This is a genomic window from Streptococcus humanilactis, from assembly GCF_019448275.1.
GTDB classification, from domain to species: Bacteria; Bacillota; Bacilli; order Lactobacillales; family Streptococcaceae; genus Streptococcus; species Streptococcus humanilactis.
In genome coordinates, this window is the sequence record NZ_JAHXBZ010000001.1 from 242880 (window position 1) to 263647 (window position 20768).

Genomic DNA, 20768 nt, shown 5'->3' on the forward strand with positions numbered 1-20768 from the left:
ATGTTACTTGAAATTTCGATAAAAAACTTTGCCATTATTGAGGCTATTTCCCTCAATTTTGAAAAGGGAATGACTGTCCTGACTGGTGAAACGGGTGCAGGGAAGTCGATTATCATTGATGCCATGAATATGATGTTGGGAGCTCGTGCGACGACAGATGTTATTCGTCATGGTGCGCCAAAGGCAGAGATAGAGGGGCTTTTCTCAGTTGAGAATAGTCGTCTTTTACAGGAAATTTTTGATGAGCAAGGTTTAGAATTAGGTGATGAAATTATCATCCGTCGAGAAATCTTGCAAAATGGTCGTAGTATTAGCCGTGTGAATGGCCAGATGGTTAATCTGTCTGTTTTGCGTGCTATTGGGCAACATCTTGTGGATATTCATGGTCAGCATGACCAAGAGGAGTTAATGCGTCCTCAACTGCATATTCAGATGTTGGATGAATTTGGTGATACAGCCTTTTGGGACTTAAAAGAAACCTATCAAACGAGTTTTGATGCCTACCGTAAAATGCGTAAGCAGGTTCTGGAAGTCAAGAAAAACCAGCAGGAACACAAGGCACGTATCGAAATGTTGGAATTTCAAATGGCAGAAATTGAGGCAGCCAACTTGCAAGCAGGGGAAGACTTGGCTCTTAACCAAGAGCGAGATAAACTCCTCAACCATAAAAATATTGCTGATACGTTGACCAATGCCTACAGTATGTTGGACAATGAAGACTTTTCAAGTCTGGCCAATGTTCGTTCAGCCATGAATGACATGGAAAGTGTCGAAGAGTATGACCCTGAATACCGTGAAATTTCAAGTTCACTGTCTGAGACCTACTATGTCTTAGAAGACATTAGCAAACGTTTGGAAGCAATCATTGAGGACCTTGATTTTGATGGTAATCGTCTCATGCAGGTCGAGAATCGTTTGGACCTCCTTCATACTATTACCCGTAAGTATGGTGGGACTGTTGATGATGTTTTGCTTTATTTTGCCAAGATTACGGAAGAATACAATCTCTTGACAGGCAATAACCTTTCGTCTGAGGACATGGAAGCAGAGCTTAAGAAGTTAGAAGTCAATCTTGTCGACTTGGCAGGTCAGCTTGCCTCTGCTCGTCATGACTTGGCTCAGCAATTAGAATCTGAGATTAAACAAGAACTGCAGGATCTGTATATGGAAAAAGCCCAGTTTCAGGTTCGTTTTAGCAAGGGGAAATTCAGTCGTGAGGGCAATGAAATGGTCGAGTTTTACATTTCAACCAACCCTGGTGAAGACTTTAAACCCTTAGTCAAGGTTGCGTCTGGTGGGGAATTATCTCGTCTCATGCTAGCCATTAAGTCTGCCTTTTCACGTAAAGAAGGCAAGACCAGCATTGTCTTTGATGAGGTGGATACAGGAGTTTCAGGCCGTGTAGCTCAGGCGATTGCACAGAAGATTCACAAGATTGGTCAGCATGGGCAGGTTCTGGCTATTTCCCATTTACCACAAGTGATTGCGATTGCGGATTATCAATTCTTTATTGAGAAGATTAGCAATGAGCATTCAACGGTTTCGACTGTTCGTCTCTTAACGGTTGAAGAACGAGTGGAAGAAGTTGCTAAAATGTTGGCAGGTGATGATGTGACGGAAGCAGCCCTGACGCAAGCCAGAGAATTGTTGAGAAACAGGGAGAAATAAGATGACAGACTATTATGTAATTGGAGACGTTCACGGAAAAGCTGGGATGCTGGAAGATCTTCTCAAAACATGGGATGGTCAGACCCAGTTGCTCTTTCTAGGGGACTTGATTGACCGTGGTGAAGATAGTCGCCGTGTCCTAGAGATGGTTAAGGACTTGGTCAATAATCAAGAGGCTATCTGTTTGTCAGGAAACCACGAGTATATGTTTTTGACTTGGCTCGATAACCCAGAAGAAAGCTATGACCACTATCGTCGCAATGGTGGAGATACAACCATTAACTCTATCCTAGGTCGTCCCTTGGATGCACCAGTTGATGGGGTTGAGGATGCCAAGCGTGTTGCCACCGAAGCGGCAGATTTAGTCGAATTTATTCGTCAAATGCCCTTTGAGGTAGAAACAGACAAGTATATATTTGTTCACGCAGGTATTGATTTGACTTTGGATGACTGGCATGAAACCACAGATTATAAAAAAGTCTGGCTCAGAAAACCATTCCACGAAGCAGAAAATCATACTGGAAAAATCATTGTCTTTGGCCATACACCGGTTTATGGTTTGTTAAAGCAAGACCGAGGTACAGCTGAGCTTTGGACTACAGAAGATGGCAAGATTGGAATGGATGGAGGAGCTGTTTATGGTGGTGTACTTCATGGGATTGTCTTTACAGACCAAGGAATGACAGAACATCACTTTATCGAAAATGACGGCTTTGTCGCTGAAGATTAGTACTCCTAGCAGGGTATAGTCTTGTCAAAATGTCAAAAACAATTTATAATAAATAGATACCCTGAAAGGAAGAGAATCATGAACTTAGAAGAATTGAAAAAACGACAGGAGAAGATCCGTAACTTCTCTATTATCGCCCATATTGACCACGGGAAATCAACTCTAGCAGACCGCATTTTGGAAAAGACAGAGACAGTATCCAGTCGTGAAATGCAGGCCCAACTTTTGGATAGCATGGATTTAGAGCGAGAACGTGGGATTACCATTAAACTCAATGCCATCGAGCTGAATTATACTGCCAAAGATGGCGAAACTTATATTTTTCACTTGATTGACACACCTGGGCACGTGGACTTTACCTATGAAGTTTCGCGTTCGCTAGCTGCCTGTGAGGGAGCGATTTTGGTGGTTGATGCTGCCCAAGGGATTGAGGCTCAAACCCTTGCCAATGTTTATCTGGCCTTGGACAATGATTTGGAAATCATGCCAGTCATTAACAAAATTGACCTGCCAGCTGCAGATCCTGAGCGCGTGCGTACAGAGATTGAAGATGTCATTGGTTTGGATGCCAGCGAAGCAGTATTGGCTTCTGCTAAAGCTGGTATTGGTATCGAAGAAATTCTAGAGCAAATCGTGGAAAAAGTGCCAGCTCCAACAGGTGATGTGACGGCACCACTGAAGGCCTTGATTTTTGACTCTGTTTACGATGCTTACCGTGGAGTTATCCTCCAAGTGCGTGTTATGGATGGAGTGGTTAAACCTGGTGCTAAGATTCAGCTCATGAGCAATGGCAAGACCTTTGATGTGACGGAAGTTGGTATTTTCACGCCGAAAGCAGTTGGTCGTGATTTCCTTGCGACTGGTGACGTTGGTTACATTGCGGCTTCTATCAAGACGGTTCAGGATACTCGTGTGGGTGATACCGTTACCTTGGCAACCAATCCTGCGGCAGAGCCATTACATGGTTACAAGCAGATGAATCCTATGGTTTTTGCGGGTCTTTACCCAATCGAATCAAACAAGTATAATGACCTTCGTGAAGCGCTTGAAAAATTGCAACTGAATGATGCCAGTCTTCAGTTTGAACCAGAAACATCGCAGGCCCTTGGATTTGGTTTCCGTTGTGGTTTCCTTGGACTTCTTCATATGGATGTTATTCAAGAACGTTTAGAGCGTGAGTTCAATATCGACCTTATCATGACAGCTCCATCCGTTATTTACAAGGTTAATTTGACAGACGGGGAGTCTATGGATGTGTCTAACCCATCTGAGTTCCCAGACCCAACTAAGATTGCGACCATTGAGGAACCTTATGTTAAGGCGCAAATCATGGTACCACAGGAGTTCGTCGGAGCAGTGATGGAGCTAGCTCAGCGCAAGCGTGGTGACTTTGTGACTATGGACTATATTGATGATAATCGTGTCAATGTTATCTATCAAATTCCACTGGCTGAAATCGTTTTCGACTTCTTTGATAAGCTTAAGTCTTCGACACGTGGTTACGCAAGCTTTGACTATGAATTGTCAGAGTACCGCCCATCTAAATTGGTTAAAATGGATATCCTTCTCAATGGAGACAAGGTGGATGCTCTCAGCTTTATCGTTCACAAGGACTTTGCTTATGAACGTGGGAAACTCATCGTTGATAAGCTCAAGAAAATTATCCCTCGCCAACAATTTGAGGTGCCAATCCAAGCAGCAATTGGACACAAGATTGTGGCTCGTACTGATATCAAGGCCCTCCGTAAGAACGTACTTGCTAAATGTTATGGTGGTGACGTTTCTCGTAAACGCAAACTCCTTGAAAAACAAAAAGCTGGTAAGAAACGCATGAAAGCCATCGGATCAGTAGAAGTCCCACAAGAAGCCTTCCTCAGCGTCTTGAGTATGGATGAAGAGTAAGTTATCATAATTGTTTTTCTTGTTAATAGCAAATTTATATAAGAATTAATAGTAAAGCAGGCTTAGATGGTCTGCTTTTTTAATTTCTAGAACAGAAAAAATGTTTGAAGTGTTTGTTTATGTGTTTGTTTTTATGCAACAAATTAAAAAAGAAACAAAAAAATAAAAAAAGAGACAAAAAACAACAGAAAAATATTGACAACGATTTCATATAGTGTTATACTTATAGCATAAAGTTAATGGAAAGAAGGGAAAACCTTATGGGATTAGATCATTTCTTTGACAAAAACCTTGTGTTTTGCTTAGAAGCGGATAATCAAGAACATCTCTTTGATCAGGTTGCAACTTTATTGGAAGAACGAGAAATCGTAACTCCAACTTATCGTGAAGCCTTGATCACGCGTGAAAAGTCATTTCCAACTGGCTTAGATATGGAATTTTTGGGTAAGGATTTGCCGAATGTGGCTATTCCTCACACAGATATTGTTCATAATCTTGCCGAAAAAGTTGTGGTCGTTCGATTAGATAAACCAGTGACTTTCCACAACATGATTGCACCAGATAAGGAAGTAGAAGTATCTTTACTCTTCTTTATCATTAATAACTCAAGTTCAAGTCAAACAAACATTCTTGCTCAGTTGATGGACTTCTTTACTGGAAATGGTCATCTTGAAGACCTGTCAAAAATTTCTGAACCTGAAGCCCTCTATGCTTATATAGCTGAAGTAACCACATAATCTTGTCTATTAAAAATATAAAATCGGAGGAAATCCATATGATTAAAATTCTTGCTGCCTGCGGTGCAGGTGTTAACTCAAGCCACCAAATTAAAAGTGCTCTTGAAGAAGAACTTTCAAACCGCGGTTTTAATGTTCACTGTGATGCAGTCATGGTTAAAGACGTTAACGAAGATCTTATCAAAGGTTATGACATCTTCACACCAATTGCTGCGACAGATCTTGGTTTTGAACCAGGTATTCCAGTTATTGAAGCTGGACCAATCTTATTCCGTATCCCAGCAATGAGTGCTCCAGTATTTGACAATATTGAAGCAGCTATTAAAGAACACGGATTAAGCTAATTCTAATTTGTTAACATTCATATAACATAAAAAGGGAGGAACTGTTATGGATGCAATCTTTGACCTAATCAAAAAGGTCTTTACACCCGTCTTAGATATGGGTGGTCCTGTCATTATGTTGATCATTTTGACAATATTGGCTCTACTTTTTGGAGTGAAATTCTCCAAAGCGCTTGAAGGTGGTATCAAACTTGCCATCGCTCTTACAGGTATCGGAGCTATCATCGGTATGCTAAATGGTGCTTTCTCAGCATCACTTGCAAAATTCGTTGAAAATACTGGTATCCAATTGAGTATCACTGACGTTGGTTGGGCACCACTTGCAACAATCACTTGGGGATCTGCTTGGACACTTTACTTCTTGCTTATCATGTTGATTGTCAACGTAGTAATGCTTGCTATGAAGAAAACTGATACACTTGATGTCGATATCTTCGATATCTGGCACTTGTCTATCACAGGTCTTTTGATTAAATGGTATGCTGACAACAATGGTGTGAGCCAAGGGGTTTCACTCTTGATTGCTACAGCAGCTATCGTACTTGTTGGTGTGTTGAAAATTATCAACTCTGACTTGATGAAACCTACATTTGATGACCTTCTTAACGCACCAAGTTCATCACCAATGACATCAACTCACATGAATTACATGATGAACCCAGTTATCATGGTTTTGGATAAGATTTTTGAAAAATTCTTCCCAGGTCTTGATAAATATGACTTTGATGCTGCTAAATTGAACAAGAAAATCGGTTTCTGGGGTTCTAAATTCTTTATCGGTTTCATTCTTGGTATTGTTATCGGTATTATGGGAACTCCACATCCAATTGAAGGGGTTGTAGATGCAGATAAATGGCGTCTTGTTATCAAAGGATGGTTGTCTCTTGGTTTGACTGCCGGTGTATCTTTGGAACTATTCTCACTTATCGGTTCATGGTTTATCGCCGCTGTGGAACCTCTGTCACAAGGTATTACAAACGTTGCTACTAAACGTCTTCAAGGACGGAAATTCAACATCGGTCTTGACTGGCCATTCATCGCTGGTCGTGCTGAAATCTGGGCTTGTGCTAACGTACTTGCACCAATTATGTTGATTGAAGCTGTACTTCTTTCAAAAGTCGGAAATGGTATCTTGCCACTTGCAGGTATCATCGCTATGGGTGTTACTCCAGCTCTCTTGGTTGTAACTCGTGGTAAATTGCTCCGTATGATCATCTTCGGAACACTCTTGTTGCCACTCTTCCTTCTTTCAGGTACACTTATTGCACCATTTGCAACAGAACTTGCTAAAGGTGTAGGTGCCTTCCCAGCAGGTGTGAGCCAAACTCAATTGATCACTCACTCAACTCTTGAAGGACCAATCGAAAAACTTCTTGGTTGGACAATTGGTAACACTACAACTGGTGATATCAAAGCAATCCTTGGTGCTGTAGTCTTCCTTGTATTCTACATCGGTATCTTTGCATGGTATAGAAAACAAATGATCAAACGTAACGAAGAGTACGCAGCGAAAGCAAAATAATGCGCTCCTATAAAATGTAAATTGTTGAAACTAGGTTGTCATACCATTAGGAGTGACAGCCTAGTTTTTTATAAACTATCAAGAAATCGGAGAAAATAATGGTAATTGAATTAAAATCAGAACAATTAAGAGTTCAATTTAACAGTTTTGGTGGAGCTCTTTCTTCTATAAAAGATGCTGAGGGACTTGAGTATTTGTGGCAAGGGGATGCCACTTATTGGAGTGGACAAGCTCCTGTTCTTTTCCCCATTTGTGGTTCATTAAGAGAGGATACAGCCGTCTATATAGATGAGAATGGGCAGAAAAGCAAAGGAAACATTCCTCGTCATGGTTTGGTTCGTAAGAAAGAATTTGAATTAGTTGAACAGACAGAAAAGAGTGTAACTTTTGCAATTGAAGACGATGAGAATAGCTATCAAAACTATCCTTATCATTTCCGCCTAGAGATTACTTATTTCCTTACTGGAAAGACAGTACGGACTCAATACAAGATTTTTAATAAAGAAACTAGCAAGGTCATGCCTTACTTTATTGGTGGACATCCAGGATTTAATTGTCCTCTACTGGATGATGAGGTCTATGAAGATTACTATATAGAGTTTGAGAAAGAAGAGACTTGCTCTGTTCCACGTCCTTTTCCAGAAACGGGGATGCTTGATTTCCAAGATAAAAGTCCATGGCTAGAAGGTCAAAAAGAATTAGACCTCAGCTATGATCTTTTCAGTACAGATGCAGTCACCTTAGATGAATTGCAATCTAGAACAATTGCCCTTCGTTCTCGTAAACATGATAAGGGATTGCAAGTGCACTTCGCAGAGTTTCCAAACCTCATTATCTGGTCAACTTTGAATAAGAGCCCTTTCATTGCCTTTGAGCCATGGTCTGGCTTGTCAACATCTCTTGAAGAAGGAGATCGTCTAGAAGATAAGAAGAATGTTCGTCTCCTAGAACCTGGTCAAGTGGATCAAATTGGTTTTGATATCGAAATTTTTTAGATTGAAAAACAAAACACAAAAACAAACATTAACTGTTGACTTTTTCAGGGAATAGGAGTATATTATGTTTGTAAGCAACAAATGATGTTTGCAACAAACAAATAATCACTTGTTATATTTTCTTTCGCAGAGAAGGATTATTTCTAGGGAAATGGTTTCCTAAACTTGAATAAGGTGACATTCATCTCATTCAATCCAATTTGTCAATAAACTGCTAGAAAGCTTTTTGTAGGTAAACTGCTAACTATAAAAGTCTTTACTAGCCTAGAAAAATAAAAGGAGTATACGATATGTCTATTGTTATCGGTGCAGATGCTGCAGGTTTGAGATTGAAAGAAGTTGTGAAAGACTTCTTGGAAAAAGAAAACTTCCACGTTGTGGATGTTACAGCTGAAGGTCAAGACTTTGTTGATGTGACTCTTGCTGTTGCTGCAGAAGTAAACAAAGAAGAACAAAACCTTGGTATTGTGATTGATGCTTATGGAGCTGGTCCATTTATGGTCGCAACTAAGATCAAAGGAATGGTTGCTGCAGAAGTATCTGACGAACGTTCAGCTTATATGACTCGTGGTCACAACAACTCACGTATGATCACTATGGGTGCACAACTTGTTGGTGATGAATTGGCTAAAAACATCGCTAAAGGATTTGTTAACGGTAAATACGATGGTGGCCGTCACCAAATTCGGGTCGATATGTTGAACAAAATGTGCTAATACTCTTCAAAAATCAAGATAATCTGTCGTCAGCTCACTTTAGCTAACCTCAGTTATGCTCGCAGCTCGCTTCCTAAGCTAATCTTGATTTTTCTTGAGTAAGGATAAATGATATTAGATTTATATAATTAATCGGAGGGAATAACTAATGAGAATTGCAATTGGATGTGACCACATCGTAACAGATGAAAAAATGGCGGTTTCAGAATTTTTGAAATCAAAAGGATATGAAGTCATTGACTTTGGTACATATGACCATACACGTACTCACTACCCAATCTTTGGTAAAAAAGTAGGGGAAGCTGTAACTAGCGGTCAAGCTGATCTTGGGGTATGTATCTGTGGTACTGGTGTTGGTATCAACAACGCTGTAAATAAAGTCCCAGGTGTTCGTTCTGCCTTGGTTCGTGATATGACAACAGCTCTTTATGCTAAAGAACAATTGAACGCTAACGTTATCGGATTTGGTGGTAAGATTACTGGTGAATTGCTTATGTGTGATATCATCGAAGCTTTCATCCATGCTGAATACAAACCATCTGAAGAAAACAAAAAATTAATTGCGAAAATTGAACACCTTGAAAGTCACAATGCTCAACAAACAGACGCAAACTTCTTCACTGAATTCCTTGAAAAATGGGATCGTGGAGAATACCACGACTAAGAGGTAACCTATGATTTTAACAGTCACAATGAACCCATCCATTGATATTTCCTATCCCTTGGATGAGTTGAAGATTGATACTGTCAATCGTGTGGTGGATGTAACCAAAACGGCTGGTGGTAAGGGACTCAATGTTACCCGAGTACTTTCAGAATTTGGGGATTCTGTTCTTGCTACTGGTTTAGTGGGTGGCAAACTTGGTGAGTTTTTGGTTGAAAATATTGATAATCAAGTAAAGAAAGATTTCTTCTCAATTCAGGGAGAAACTCGTAACTGTATCGCTATTCTCCACGGAGACAACCAAACAGAAGTTCTTGAAAAAGGTCCTGAAGTATTGGAACAGGAAGGTCAAGACTTTTTGGAACATTTCAAAAAACTATTGGAGTCAGTTGAAGTAGTAGCTATCTCAGGCAGTCTTCCAGCTGGTCTTCCAGTTGATTACTATGCGAGCTTGGTAGAACTTGCTAATCAAGCTGGCAAGCCTGTTGTCTTGGACTGCTCTGGTGCAGCACTTCAGGCGGTTCTTGAATCACCACATAAACCAACAGTCATCAAACCAAATAATGAGGAATTGTCTCAGCTTCTTGGAAGAGAAGTTTCTGAGGATTTGGATGAATTAAAAGAAGTACTTCAAGAACCCTTGTTTGCAGGTATTGAATGGATTATCGTTTCACTTGGTGCCAACGGTGCCTTTGCTAAACATGGTGACACTTTCTACAAGGTAGATATTCCTAGAATTCAGGTGGTGAATCCTGTTGGATCTGGAGATTCTACTGTGGCAGGAATTTCTTCAGGACTACTTCATAAAGAATCAGATGCAGAATTACTCATCAAGGCAAATGTCCTTGGTATGCTCAATGCTCAAGAAAAAATGACTGGTCATGTCAACATGGCCAACTATCAAGCTCTATATGATCAATTAATAGTAAAAGAGGTATAAAATGGCTTTAACAGAACAAAAACGTGCACGCTTAGAAAAACTTTCTGATGAAAATGGTATCATCTCAGCTCTTGCATTTGACCAACGTGGTGCTTTGAAACGCCTCATGGCTCAACACCAAACAGAAGAACCAACTGTGGCTCAAATGGAAGAACTCAAAGTCTTGGTAGCGGATGAATTGACTAAATACGCTTCATCAATGCTTCTTGACCCTGAATATGGACTTCCAGCGACTAAAGCTCTTGATGAAAAAGCTGGTCTTCTCCTTGCTTATGAAAAAACAGGTTATGATACAACAAGTACAAAACGTTTGCCAGACTGCTTGGATGTTTGGTCTGCAAAACGTATTAAAGAAGAAGGTGCAGATGCAGTTAAATTCTTGCTTTACTATGATGTAGATAGCTCAGACGAACTTAATCAAGAAAAACAAGCCTACATCGAACGTATCGGTTCTGAGTGTGTGGCTGAAGATATCCCATTCTTCCTTGAAATCCTTGCTTACGATGAAAAAATTGCTGATGCAGGTTCTGTAGAATACGCGAAAGTAAAACCACACAAAGTTATCGGTGCTATGAAAGTCTTCTCAGACCCACGCTTTAACATTGACGTCTTGAAAGTTGAAGTTCCTGTTAACATTAAATATGTTGAAGGCTTCGCTGAAGGTGAAGTAGTTTATACACGTGAAGAAGCAGCAGCTTTCTTCAAAGCACAAGATGAAGCAACTAACTTGCCATATATCTACTTGAGTGCTGGTGTATCAGCTAAACTTTTCCAAGATACTCTTGTATTTGCTCATGAATCAGGTGCAAACTTCAATGGAGTTCTTTGTGGCCGTGCTACATGGGCTGGATCAGTTGAAGCTTACATCAAAAATGGTGAAGAAGCAGCACGTGAATGGCTTCGCACAACTGGATTTGAAAACATTGATGAGCTCAATAAAGTTCTTCAAACAACAGCGACTTCATGGAAAGAACGCGTGTAGTACTCAAATTGTGAAAATAACTTCAGTCTAGGGATAGAAATATCTCTAGACTTTTTTGATGACGTAAAAATAACCTTGAGTTAGTTATCCTCAAGGTTATACTCTTCGAAAATCTCTTCAAAGCACGTCAGCGTCGCCTTACCGTATATATATGTAACTGACTTCGTCAGTTCTATCCACAACCTCAAAACAGTATTTTGAGTTGACTTCATCAGTTTTATCTACAACCTCAAAGCAGTGCTTTGAGCAGCCCGCGGCTAGCTTCCTAGTTTGCTCTTTGATTTTCATTGAGTATTAGATAAAATATATCAGAGGGAATGCAAGTTAATCGTGATATTCTCCACGATCCCACTTGGCATTCTCTTCATCGAAGATATGATCATTGGCAGCTACATCTGGGCTCACTTCAGATAGTTTATCAATTTTCGCAATCAATTCCTCTTTTTCAGGACTTGGTTTGTATTTGGTATTGATAAATTCATCTACAATGTTGTTAATGAAATTGATACCTAGGATAGCACCACCGAAAGCAACAATATTAGCATTGAGATTTTCACGAGCGGAACGAGCAGTCGCAACATCTCCGACAAGTACAACTCGAGTTCCAGGAACTTTATCAGCAGATACAGCAATTCCAACACCTGTACCGCACAGGGCAACTCCAAAGTCAGCCCGTCCATTGACGACTTCCTCTGCAATTAAGCGACCATAAATAGGATAGTGGGTACGGACGAAATCATAAGTACCAACATCAATGATTTCATGACCTTGTTCTTTTAGGTGTTTTGAAATCTTCATCTTCACATCTGTTACAATGTGATCACAACCGAGAGCTATTTTCATGGGAATACCTCCTAGCAGAGCTTGTTCAGCATATCAATGCGAACTTGGTGACGGCCAGCATCATAGTTGTGCTCAAGAAAGGTTTTGACTATTTCAACTGCTAAAATATCACCTGTAATTCCAGAACCAATTGTAATGATTGGAGTAGAATTGTGTCGAATAGTCATCATGGCAGAGTGTTCATCGGAAACAGCGGCGCAGATAATACCTTTAAACTTATTAGCAGGCATAAAAGAATGTCCAAACTTGTCAAAAAGAATAGCGCGAGCTTGCTTATATTTTCTAAACTCTGTAATAGCATTGACAGTAGAATCAACGAAATCCTCAGAACCTTGTGTAGAGTTGAGATCAATTACTTCATAACCAGAATGAAGCAGATAGTGTTTGACGGTTTCTTTCAGTTGGAAACCATCTTGGTCAGTAGCTAAAATAACTTTCATAAGAACCTTCTTTCTTTAGCTATCCAAAAGCATGCAATGAAAGATCATTGTTGACGATATAGAAGATATATTATATCTTCAAATATAGTATAGTCCTTGTAAAATTATTTGTCAAGGATTCATAAAAACTAGCTGAAAAATTTTTTCTCCAGCTAGTTTTGGCATTTATTGACCCAATTTCTGATATCGGTTAAATCATAGTTAATCTCAGATTGATGGGCTACCTGGCTGAGTGTAATAGAAGTCAGGGTTGCAACTAAAGTGTTTTCAATAATATCAAGAGAGTTGGTTACAACGCATCTTTTAGCCTTTTTACTTTCCTCGTTGCCTAAGAATTTTTTTAGAAGATTTTGACTTTCAAAGATTCGATTTTTTCCTTCTATAGCTACAAATACATCGTAAAAGGTGATTTGGCTGAGGGGTTTAGAAAGAGCAACGCCTCCATTTTTCCCTCTAACGGATTTAACCAACCCTTCGTTGTCTAATAGTTTTATAATTTTTTTCAAATAAGAATCTGAAACTTCTAGCCGTTCACTCAAGGAAATTGTATTGATATATTTTCCTTCAGGGAGCTGATCTAACATGAGTAAGACATAGACTGACTGTTCCCAACCTGATGACAATCGCATGTTTGTACCTCCATATAAAAAGATAATCATTATCCACAATTACCAGTATAGCCTTTTTTTGTTTTTTTCTCAATACATAGGAGTTTAAAAAAATAATCTTGGAATTTTTTGATAAATCTCTTGACATTCATTTTTAAAAGAGTAGAATAAAAGACAAAAAATATCATCAATATCTTTTAAAAGAAGGGGAAATAAATGAAACGAGGTTCAAATTTTATTTTTTTGATTTCTATATTACTTACCACACTTTTTATGGGGTCGTCTTTTCCAACTGGGAAATATCTCATAGTAGTTGAAAAGACTCCTCCATTATTACTTGGGGGTGTTCGATTTATTATTGCTGGGTTAGTGATGTTAGTATTATCGTTTTTATTTGGCAAGGGAGGGACTATCATCCCTAAAAGTCAAGGTAGTAAGATAAAGGGGTTTATATTGGTTGTGACTATCGGGATTTTACAGACAGCTGGAACCATGGGATTTCTTAATCTTGCCCTAGCTCATGATGTATCATCATCGATGTCTTCCATTATCTTATTTACGAATCCTCTTTGGTTAGCTTTCTTAGCACATTTTTTGTTAAAAGATATATTGACTATTCAGAAGATAAGTGCATTAATATTAGGTGTGGCTGGAGTTGTTACTTGTATAGGACTAGATGTATCTGCGTTTAGTTTAGGTGCTTTGTTTGCTTTACTTGGTTCATTTTGTTGGTCGGTCAATACAGTTGTCACCAAGAAAATTCCTTTTGATAACGGTCCATGGATATTTACAGCTTGGCAATTGTTATTAGGTGGGGTATTCCTTTACATATTCTCAATACCTGTGCATGAAAGTTATAACTTTCTAAATTTAGGATTTTGGGGCTGGGTTTGGTTTATATGGTTAATTATTCCTGCGTCTGTTGGTTCGTTTGGACTGTGGTTTTATAGTCTAGGACAAAGGGGAGCAACAGTAGCTAGCAGTTTCTTGTTTTTAGTTCCAGTATTTTCAACTATCTTTTCTATTATGGGCTTACATGAGCCGTTTACATTGAATTTGGTTCTTGGTGGTTCGATGGTTGTGTTAGCATTGGTATTAGTAAACTGGAAAGTCAAGGGAGAAGAGGAGTAGTTTATGGAAGTTGGAAATGATATTGTTATTCAAAATGGAACACAATGGAGTTTTGGTAATGGTGTAGCTCAACATTTTGATGAGCATGTTAGACAATCCATTCCTTTATATGATGAAGGACATGACCTTGTTTGTCATCTAAGCGATTTTTTTATTCGTGACCATTCCTTATGTTATGAGCTAGGCTCTGCAACGGGTAATTTGATTGGTAAATTATACCAGCGTCACAAGTCTAAAAAAGAAGTTCGTTTTATCGGGATAGAAGAGATTCCAGAAATGAATCAGGTGGCACAATCAAAATTTCCTGAGCTTGAATTTATAACAAGCTCCGTGGAGGAAGCCAGGTTAGAACCCAGCGATTTAATTATTAGCTATTATTTCCTTCAGTTTATTCTCCCAGACAAGAGAATAAAGATTTTATCAAAAATACATGAATCGTTAGTTGAAGGTGGAGCGTTTATTCTATTTGAGAAAGAAATCATGACAGATCCGAAGGTAAATAAGTTGATAGTTTCCAATTATATTAAATTCAAGCAAGAACATGGATTTAGTCCAGAAGAAATTCTATCTAAGCAATTGAGCTTGGAGGGAGTTATGATTAACCACACTCATGCTGAAAATAAAGAAATGTTAAAGAGTGCTGGATTTCATCATGTAGAAACGATAATGAGATATGGAGAGTTCAATGGATACATTTGTTTTAAATGAAGATAATCACAAGAAATGGGAAGAATTACACGCCCAATCATCAAAAACAGAGACACGCTTAGTTCCTAATGATGCAGTTCAAAAGATTTTTTCTTTGAGAAATCAAATTGTTACTCAAAACGATGAGTGTAGGGTATTAGAAGTTGGTTGTGGTTTTGGAAGGAATCTTTACTATTTAATTGAAAATCATTATGCGGATACTTATTGTGGTGTAGATTTAACAAAAGAGGCCGCTGATAGTGCAAAACGATTATTGACTAAGTCATTTCCACAATTTAATTGTCATATAACACAGACAGATGTAGGTAAAGGTTTAGATTTTCCTGACAACCATTTCGATTCTATATTTGATATAATGTCTGCGATTACATTTATAGTGGATGAAAAAGATAGACAGAACTATTTTTCAGAGGTGAAAAGGATGTTGAAAACAGGAGGAATGTATTATTTTTATTGTCCACGGAAAGATGGAATTTTCCGAGATGCAATTCCTGATAATTCTTTACTAGAAAAAGGTTATATACGTAGAAAACTAGATTCAATGTTAGAAAGAGTTTATACAGAAAGTGAGTTAATTGAATTATTGGCTCCTATGCGTCTTGTAAAATTAGAAATCGGTTCAAAACATACTAGAGCTTTTGGTGATGAGTTGTTTATTAGGAATAATGGATTTTGGTTTGGAGCTTTCAAAAAAATATAGAGTTATTAGTACACTTGTTTTTGAACTGAGATGAAATTTTCTGCGCTATAAACACTTGTTTTCTAATTTTGTTTACTGTTTTATTTTTTTGATAAAATATGCTCAAATAAAGTAAAAAAAGTTTCATGTAAAGGTTTACAAAATAACTTACTTGTGCTATACTTAAATCACAAGTTAATACAAGGTGAGTGTTACTAAGTAATATTAGGCATGATCACAGGTGAATTAGAAATCGGCTGATTTTCTAGTTCATTTGTGGTCATTTTTTGTACTCATATACCTTTAAGATATAAAAGGAGGTTGACATGTATCGAATTCTAAATCCAATGAATCACAATGTCTCGCTTGTCAGAAATGATAAGGGAGAAGAAGTGATTGTGATTGGTAAGGGGATTACATTTGGAAAGAGGAAGGGAGATTTGATTGCTGAACAGCAGGTTGAGAAAATCTTTCGGATGAAGACCGAAGAGTCAAGAGAAAACTTTATGGCTCTCCTCAAAGATGTTCCGCTTGATTTTATCACAGTGACTTATGAAATCATTGATAAGCTATCAAAGAAATATCATTATCCGATTCAAGAGTATCTCTACGTAACCTTGACAGATCATATTTACTGTTCTTACCAAGCTCTAGCACAAGGAAGGTACAAGGATAGTAATCTGCCAGATATTTCTACTAAGTATCCTGTCGCTTTTCAAATCGCAAATGAAGCATTTGAAATTTACAGCCAGAAGCTAGCGGATCATTTTCCTGAGGACGAAATTATTCGGATTGCTTATCATTTCATTAATGCCGAAGGTGAAAATGAAGTGGAACTTGTGGAGTCGATTGATAAGAGGAAAGAAATTCTCAGGAATGTTGAAGAAGTTTTAACGGACTATGCAATTCAGCGAACCAAAGAGAATAACCATTTCTATGATCGCTTTATGATACATCTAAATTATTTCTTGGATTATTTAGACAGATCTAGAGATGATAACCAATCACTTCTGGATATGGAAGACCACATCAAACAATCCTATCCAAAAGCGTTCGAGATTGGTTCCAAGATCTATGATGTGATTACGCAACATACGGGTATTGATTTGTATAAAAGTGAACGTGTTTATCTAGTTCTACATATCCAACGTTTATTGTCATAAAAATTTATTTAAAACTATATAAGGAGAATTCTATCATGAATAGAGAAGAAGTAACATTGTTAGGTTTTGAAATCGTAGCCTATGCTGGCGATGCTCGTTCAAAACTATTGGAAGCCTTGAAGGCTGCTGAAGCTGGTGATTTTGAAAAAGCGGACAGATTAGTTGAGGAAGCTGGTAGCTGTATTGCTGAGGCTCACCATGCTCAAACAAGTCTATTGACTAAGGAAGCTTCTGGTGAGGATTTAGCATATAGTGTGACCATGATGCATGGTCAAGACCACTTGATGACAACTATTTTGTTAAAAGATTTGATGCACCATTTAATTGAACTCTATAAGAGAGGAGTTAAGTAATGAATAAATTAATTGCATTTATTGAGAAAGGAAAACCTTTCTTTGAGAAGCTATCTCGTAATATCTATCTTCGTGCCATTCGTGATGGTTTCATTGCAGGTATGCCTGTTATTCTCTTCTCAAGTATCTTTATCTTGATTGCTTTTGTGCCAAACTCATGGGGTTTTAAATGGTCTGATGATGTTGTTAATCTCCTCATGAAACCTTACAGCTATTCAATGGGGATTTTGGCTCTATTGGTAGCTGGTACAACAGCTAAGTCCTTGACCGACTCAGTAAACCGTAGCATGGAAAAAACCAATCAAATCAACTATATGTCAACACTTTTGGCAGCAATTGTTGGTTTGTTGATGTTGGCAGCTGATCCTATCGAAAATGGTCTAGCTACTGGATTCTTGGGGACAAAAGGTTTGCTTTCAGCCTTCCTTGCTGCCTTTGTTACTGTAGCCATCTATAAGGTTTGTGTTAAGAACAACGTCACTATTCGTATGCCTGACGAAGTTCCACCAAATATCTCACAAGTCTTTAAAGATGTGATTCCATTCACTCTATCAGTAGTTTCTCTTTATGCTCTTGATTTACTAGCTCGTCATTTTGTTGGTGCAAGCGTAGCTGAATCAATCGGTAAATTCTTTGCACCATTATTCTCTGCAGCTGATGGCTATCTTGGTATTACCATTATCTTTGGTGCCTTTGCCTTCTTCTGGTTTGTTGGTATCCATGGTCCATCTATTGTTGAACCTGCTATCGCAGCAATTACCTATGCAAATGCCGAAGTCAACTTGAACCTTCTCCAACAAGGTATGCACGCTGACAAGATTCTTACTTCTGGTACACAAATGTTTATCGTTACCATGGGTGGTACTGGTGCGACACTGGTTGTTCCATTCATGTTCATGTGGTTAACAAAATCAAAACGTAACCGTGCCATCGGTCGTGCTTCAGTAGTTCCAACATTCTTTGGTGTAAATGAACCAATCTTGTTTGGTGCACCGCTTGTATTGAACCCAATCTTCTTCATTCCATTTATCTTTGCACCAATTGCAAACGTATGGATCTTCAAATTCTTTATTGAAACACTTGGAATGAACTCATTTACTGCTAATCTACCATGGACAACCCCAGCTCCACTAGGTCTAGTTCTTGGTACTAACTTCCAAGTTCTATCATTCATTCTTGCTGCCCTTCTAATTGTGGTTGACGTAGTCATTTACTACCCATTCCTTAAAGTCTATGATGAACAAATTCTTGAAGAAGAACGTTCAGGTAAATCTAATGACGAATTGAAAGAAAAAGTTGCTGCAAACTTCAACACTGCAAAAGCAGATGCTATTCTTGAGAAAGCGGGTGTCGATGCAGCTCAAAATACAATTACTGAAGAAACAAATGTCCTCGTTCTCTGTGCCGGTGGAGGCACAAGTGGACTTCTCGCAAATGCTTTGAATAAGGCAGCTGCAGAATACAATGTTCCTGTGAAAGCAGCAGCAGGTGGTTATGGTGCTCACCGTGAAATGTTGCCAGAGTTTGATTTGGTTATCCTTGCCCCTCAAGTTGCTTCAAACTTTGAAGATATGAAAGCAGAAACAGATAAACTCGGTATTAAACTTGCGAAAACAGAAGGCGCTCAATACATCAAATTAACCCGTGATGGAAAAGGTGCTCTAGCATTCGTACAAGCTCAATTCGATTAACGATAGGGACTATGAAATAGTTTCCTCTCGTTACGGAAATCGCTATGGCGAATTTCCTAATCGCCTTGTTAATTCGTCGGTAAAAAGATATCGTTTTTACCTCCTCATGTCACAATTCGGTGACTTGTTACAAGAAGTGAGATGGAGAAGGATGGCTCACTGACTCCTCTCTCTCACTTTTACTTTATTTAAATCAAGAAATAGGTGAAAAAAATGACAAAAACATTACCAAAAGACTTTATTTTTGGTGGCGCAACAGCTGCCTATCAAGCAGAAGGCGCTACGCATACTGATGGAAAAGGACCAGTTGCTTGGGATAAATATCTTGAAGATAACTACTGGTACACTGCAGAACCAGCCAGTGATTTTTACAATCGATATCCAGTTGACCTCAAGTTGGCAGAAGAGTATGGTGTCAATGGCATTCGAATTTCTATTGCCTGGTCACGTATTTTCCCAACCGGTTACGGTCAAGTAAATGCTAAAGGTGTCGAGTTTTATCATAATCTATTTGCAGAGTGTCACAAACGTCATGTTGAGCCTTTTGTAACTCTTCATCACTTTGACACTCCAGAAGCTCTCCATTCAAATGGAGACTTCTTAAATCGTGAAAATATCGAATACTTTGTAGACTACGCGGCTTTCTGTTTTGAAGAATTTCCAGAAGTCAACTATTGGACAACTTTCAATGAAATTGGACCAATCGGTGATGGTCAATACTTGGTTGGGAAATTCCCTCCAGGTATTCAGTACGACCTTGCCAAAGTTTTCCAATCGCACCACAATATGATGGTTTCTCATGCGCGTGCAGTCAAGCTATTTAAAGATAAAGGTTATAAAGGTGAAATTGGTGTTGTTCACGCACTGCCAACCAAGTATCCTTTAGATCCTAAAAATCCAGCAGATGTTATTGCGGCAGAGTTGGAGGACATTATCCATAACAAATTTATCTTGGATGCAACTTATCTGGGTCACTACTCTGAAAAGACTCTGGCAGGGGTAGAGGCTATCTTGGCTGCCAATGGTGGTAGCTTGGATCTTCGTGAAGAAGATTTTACAGCATTAGAAGCTGCGAAAGACTTGAACGACTTCCTTGGAATCAATTACTATATGAGTGACTGGATGGAAGCATTTGATGGAGAAACTGAAGTTATCCATAATGGTAAGGGTGAGAAAGGAAGCTCTAAATACCAAATCAAAGGTGTTGGTCGTCGTGTAGCTCCTGACTATGTACCACGTACGGATTGGGATTGGATTATCTACCCTCAAGGTTTGTATGACCAAATCATGCGCGTGAAGAAAGATTATCCGAACTACAAGAAGATTTACATCACTGAAAATGGACTTGGTTATAAAGATGAGTTCGTTGATAACACTGTTTACGATGATGGCCGTATTGATTATGTCAAACAACACTTGGAAGTCTTGTCTGATGCTATTGCAGATGGCGCTAATGTAAAAGGTTACTTCATTTGGTCATTAATGGATGTCTTCTCATGGTCAAACGGATATGAGAAACGTTACGGTCTTTTCTATGTAGACTTTGAAACTCAAGAACGTTATCCTAAGAAATCAGCTCACTGGTACAAGAAAGTAGCGGAAAGTCAGATTATAGACTAGTAGAATTAGTCATTAGATATAGAATTTTAGTGAGGCAAAAAGATGTTCAAAGATTTTATCCAATCAATTTATGAAAAAGTTTATATTATCAATTTTGATAAATGTTCTCAAATACCTTGTTTGACTAATGAGGAGCTGAAAAAACTTGGGAAATGGTATGTCTCTACCGGTAAAGAATGGATTTGCCATTCAGACTATGAGCTGGAAGAATTTAAAAAAATCTTTTAAAATTTTATCAGTCCTGAAGAACGGGATAATATCTCCTTTGATTCAGATTTTATGCCATTTCAACAATCATAAAGAATCTAGGAAACTCTTTGTAAAAATCTTCA

Annotated in this window: 21 protein-coding genes and 1 pseudogene; 19 read left to right on the top strand and 3 right to left on the bottom strand. The window is 38.5% G+C overall.

Annotation, left to right across the window (positions count from 1 at the left end; all coding sequences use genetic code 11):
- The 11 genes from recN to lacD all read left to right on the top strand — a co-directional run bounded on the left by recN (position 1) and on the right by lacD (position 11200).
- The gene (gene recN / locus KV696_RS01175) at positions 1-1668 is read left to right on the top strand and encodes a DNA repair protein RecN (RefSeq protein ID WP_219966620.1); all 1668 of its coding nucleotides are present in this window, start codon (positions 1-3) and stop codon (positions 1666-1668) included.
- A gap of 1 nt (position 1669) precedes the next feature.
- Entirely contained in the window at positions 1670-2398 is a 729-nt protein-coding gene (locus KV696_RS01180; RefSeq protein WP_219966621.1) for a metallophosphoesterase family protein, read from the top strand.
- 78 nt (positions 2399-2476) lie between these two features.
- The gene (gene lepA, locus KV696_RS01185) at positions 2477-4300 is read left to right on the top strand and encodes a translation elongation factor 4 (protein ID WP_219966622.1); all 1824 of its coding nucleotides are present in this window, start codon (positions 2477-2479) and stop codon (positions 4298-4300) included.
- 260 nt (positions 4301-4560) lie between these two features.
- Positions 4561-5037 (top strand): PTS sugar transporter subunit IIA, encoded by a 477-nt coding sequence (locus KV696_RS01190; protein WP_219966623.1) that lies wholly within the window; start codon positions 4561-4563, stop codon positions 5035-5037.
- 38 nt (positions 5038-5075) lie between these two features.
- Positions 5076-5381, top strand: coding sequence for a PTS sugar transporter subunit IIB (locus KV696_RS01195; RefSeq protein ID WP_219966624.1), 306 nt, complete (start codon positions 5076-5078; stop codon positions 5379-5381).
- Positions 5382-5427: 46 nt separating this feature from the next.
- Positions 5428-6903: a PTS galactitol transporter subunit IIC gene (locus KV696_RS01200; protein WP_219966625.1), complete on the top strand. Its 1476-nt coding sequence runs from the start codon at positions 5428-5430 to the stop codon at positions 6901-6903.
- Between the two features lie 98 nt (positions 6904-7001).
- Positions 7002-7898, top strand: coding sequence for an aldose 1-epimerase family protein (locus tag KV696_RS01205; protein WP_219966626.1), 897 nt, complete (start codon positions 7002-7004; stop codon positions 7896-7898).
- 290 nt (positions 7899-8188) lie between these two features.
- Positions 8189-8614 (top strand): galactose-6-phosphate isomerase subunit LacA, encoded by a 426-nt coding sequence (gene lacA, locus KV696_RS01210; RefSeq protein ID WP_000029277.1) that lies wholly within the window; start codon positions 8189-8191, stop codon positions 8612-8614.
- Between the two features lie 148 nt (positions 8615-8762).
- Positions 8763-9278, top strand: a complete 516-nt coding sequence (gene lacB / locus KV696_RS01215) for a galactose-6-phosphate isomerase subunit LacB (RefSeq protein ID WP_001216910.1) — start codon at positions 8763-8765, stop codon at positions 9276-9278.
- A 10-nt stretch (positions 9279-9288) separates the two neighbouring features.
- Positions 9289-10218 carry a tagatose-6-phosphate kinase gene (locus KV696_RS01220; RefSeq protein ID WP_172922417.1) on the top strand — a complete coding sequence of 310 codons (930 nt, stop codon included), beginning with the start codon at positions 9289-9291 and terminating at the stop codon, positions 10216-10218.
- A 1-nt stretch (position 10219) separates the two neighbouring features.
- Positions 10220-11200: a tagatose-bisphosphate aldolase gene (gene lacD, locus KV696_RS01225; protein WP_001229116.1), complete on the top strand. Its 981-nt coding sequence runs from the start codon at positions 10220-10222 to the stop codon at positions 11198-11200.
- Between the two features lie 324 nt (positions 11201-11524).
- Here the strand turns inward: lacD and lacB (KV696_RS01230) are convergent, their stop codons facing one another.
- From lacB (KV696_RS01230) to KV696_RS01240, 3 genes are all read right to left on the bottom strand, one after another.
- Positions 11525-12043 carry a galactose-6-phosphate isomerase subunit LacB gene (gene lacB, locus KV696_RS01230; protein ID WP_000684751.1) on the bottom strand — a complete coding sequence of 173 codons (519 nt, stop codon included), beginning with the start codon at positions 12041-12043 and terminating at the stop codon, positions 11525-11527.
- Between the two features lie 11 nt (positions 12044-12054).
- The gene (lacA, locus tag KV696_RS01235; RefSeq protein WP_000864630.1) at positions 12055-12483 is read right to left on the bottom strand and encodes a galactose-6-phosphate isomerase subunit LacA; all 429 of its coding nucleotides are present in this window, start codon (positions 12481-12483) and stop codon (positions 12055-12057) included.
- A gap of 152 nt (positions 12484-12635) precedes the next feature.
- Positions 12636-13112 (bottom strand): RrF2 family transcriptional regulator, encoded by a 477-nt coding sequence (locus KV696_RS01240; RefSeq protein ID WP_001239965.1) that lies wholly within the window; start codon positions 13110-13112, stop codon positions 12636-12638.
- 195 nt (positions 13113-13307) lie between these two features.
- Between KV696_RS01240 and KV696_RS01245 the strand changes: the two genes are divergently transcribed.
- From KV696_RS01245 to KV696_RS01280, 8 genes and pseudogenes are all read left to right on the top strand, one after another.
- Entirely contained in the window at positions 13308-14222 is a 915-nt protein-coding gene (locus KV696_RS01245) for a DMT family transporter (RefSeq protein ID WP_000820329.1), read from the top strand.
- A gap of 3 nt (positions 14223-14225) precedes the next feature.
- On the top strand, positions 14226-14930 hold the full coding sequence (locus tag KV696_RS01250) for a methyltransferase domain-containing protein (RefSeq protein ID WP_000451779.1): 705 nt from the start codon (positions 14226-14228) through the stop codon (positions 14928-14930).
- A complete protein-coding gene (locus KV696_RS01255) occupies positions 14908-15630 on the top strand; it encodes a class I SAM-dependent methyltransferase (RefSeq protein WP_033683558.1) in 723 nt (240 codons plus the stop codon). The genes KV696_RS01250 and KV696_RS01255 overlap by 23 nt, the downstream gene beginning before the upstream one ends.
- A gap of 305 nt (positions 15631-15935) precedes the next feature.
- Entirely contained in the window at positions 15936-16772 is an 837-nt protein-coding gene (locus KV696_RS01260) for a PRD domain-containing protein (protein WP_219966627.1), read from the top strand.
- A 35-nt stretch (positions 16773-16807) separates the two neighbouring features.
- Positions 16808-17125, top strand: coding sequence for a PTS lactose/cellobiose transporter subunit IIA (locus KV696_RS01265; RefSeq protein ID WP_172935166.1), 318 nt, complete (start codon positions 16808-16810; stop codon positions 17123-17125).
- Positions 17125-18816, top strand: coding sequence for a lactose-specific PTS transporter subunit EIIC (locus KV696_RS01270; protein WP_049535247.1), 1692 nt, complete (start codon positions 17125-17127; stop codon positions 18814-18816). The genes KV696_RS01265 and KV696_RS01270 overlap by 1 nt, the downstream gene beginning before the upstream one ends.
- Positions 18817-19029: 213 nt before the next feature.
- Entirely contained in the window at positions 19030-20436 is a 1407-nt protein-coding gene (gene lacG / locus KV696_RS01275) for a 6-phospho-beta-galactosidase (RefSeq protein WP_219966628.1), read from the top strand.
- A gap of 42 nt (positions 20437-20478) precedes the next feature.
- A pseudogene (locus tag KV696_RS01280) lies at positions 20479-20736 on the top strand (DUF3884 family protein).
- Positions 20737-20768: the final 32 nt, after the last annotated feature.

Coding starts and splice junctions, on each gene's coding strand:
- recN (WP_219966620.1), top strand. CDS start 1: ATGTTACTTGAAATTTCGATAAAAAACTTTGCCATTATTGAGGCTATT.
- KV696_RS01180 (WP_219966621.1), top strand. CDS start 1,670: ATGACAGACTATTATGTAATTGGAGACGTTCACGGAAAAGCTGGGATG.
- lepA (WP_219966622.1), top strand. CDS start 2,477: ATGAACTTAGAAGAATTGAAAAAACGACAGGAGAAGATCCGTAACTTC.
- KV696_RS01190 (WP_219966623.1), top strand. CDS start 4,561: ATGGGATTAGATCATTTCTTTGACAAAAACCTTGTGTTTTGCTTAGAA.
- KV696_RS01195 (WP_219966624.1), top strand. CDS start 5,076: ATGATTAAAATTCTTGCTGCCTGCGGTGCAGGTGTTAACTCAAGCCAC.
- KV696_RS01200 (WP_219966625.1), top strand. CDS start 5,428: ATGGATGCAATCTTTGACCTAATCAAAAAGGTCTTTACACCCGTCTTA.
- KV696_RS01205 (WP_219966626.1), top strand. CDS start 7,002: ATGGTAATTGAATTAAAATCAGAACAATTAAGAGTTCAATTTAACAGT.
- lacA (WP_000029277.1), top strand. CDS start 8,189: ATGTCTATTGTTATCGGTGCAGATGCTGCAGGTTTGAGATTGAAAGAA.
- lacB (WP_001216910.1), top strand. CDS start 8,763: ATGAGAATTGCAATTGGATGTGACCACATCGTAACAGATGAAAAAATG.
- KV696_RS01220 (WP_172922417.1), top strand. CDS start 9,289: ATGATTTTAACAGTCACAATGAACCCATCCATTGATATTTCCTATCCC.
- lacD (WP_001229116.1), top strand. CDS start 10,220: ATGGCTTTAACAGAACAAAAACGTGCACGCTTAGAAAAACTTTCTGAT.
- lacB (WP_000684751.1), bottom strand. CDS start 12,043: ATGAAAATAGCTCTCGGTTGTGATCACATTGTAACAGATGTGAAGATG.
- lacA (WP_000864630.1), bottom strand. CDS start 12,483: ATGAAAGTTATTTTAGCTACTGACCAAGATGGTTTCCAACTGAAAGAA.
- KV696_RS01240 (WP_001239965.1), bottom strand. CDS start 13,112: ATGCGATTGTCATCAGGTTGGGAACAGTCAGTCTATGTCTTACTCATG.
- KV696_RS01245 (WP_000820329.1), top strand. CDS start 13,308: ATGAAACGAGGTTCAAATTTTATTTTTTTGATTTCTATATTACTTACC.
- KV696_RS01250 (WP_000451779.1), top strand. CDS start 14,226: ATGGAAGTTGGAAATGATATTGTTATTCAAAATGGAACACAATGGAGT.
- KV696_RS01255 (WP_033683558.1), top strand. CDS start 14,908: ATGGATACATTTGTTTTAAATGAAGATAATCACAAGAAATGGGAAGAA.
- KV696_RS01260 (WP_219966627.1), top strand. CDS start 15,936: ATGTATCGAATTCTAAATCCAATGAATCACAATGTCTCGCTTGTCAGA.
- KV696_RS01265 (WP_172935166.1), top strand. CDS start 16,808: ATGAATAGAGAAGAAGTAACATTGTTAGGTTTTGAAATCGTAGCCTAT.
- KV696_RS01270 (WP_049535247.1), top strand. CDS start 17,125: ATGAATAAATTAATTGCATTTATTGAGAAAGGAAAACCTTTCTTTGAG.
- lacG (WP_219966628.1), top strand. CDS start 19,030: ATGACAAAAACATTACCAAAAGACTTTATTTTTGGTGGCGCAACAGCT.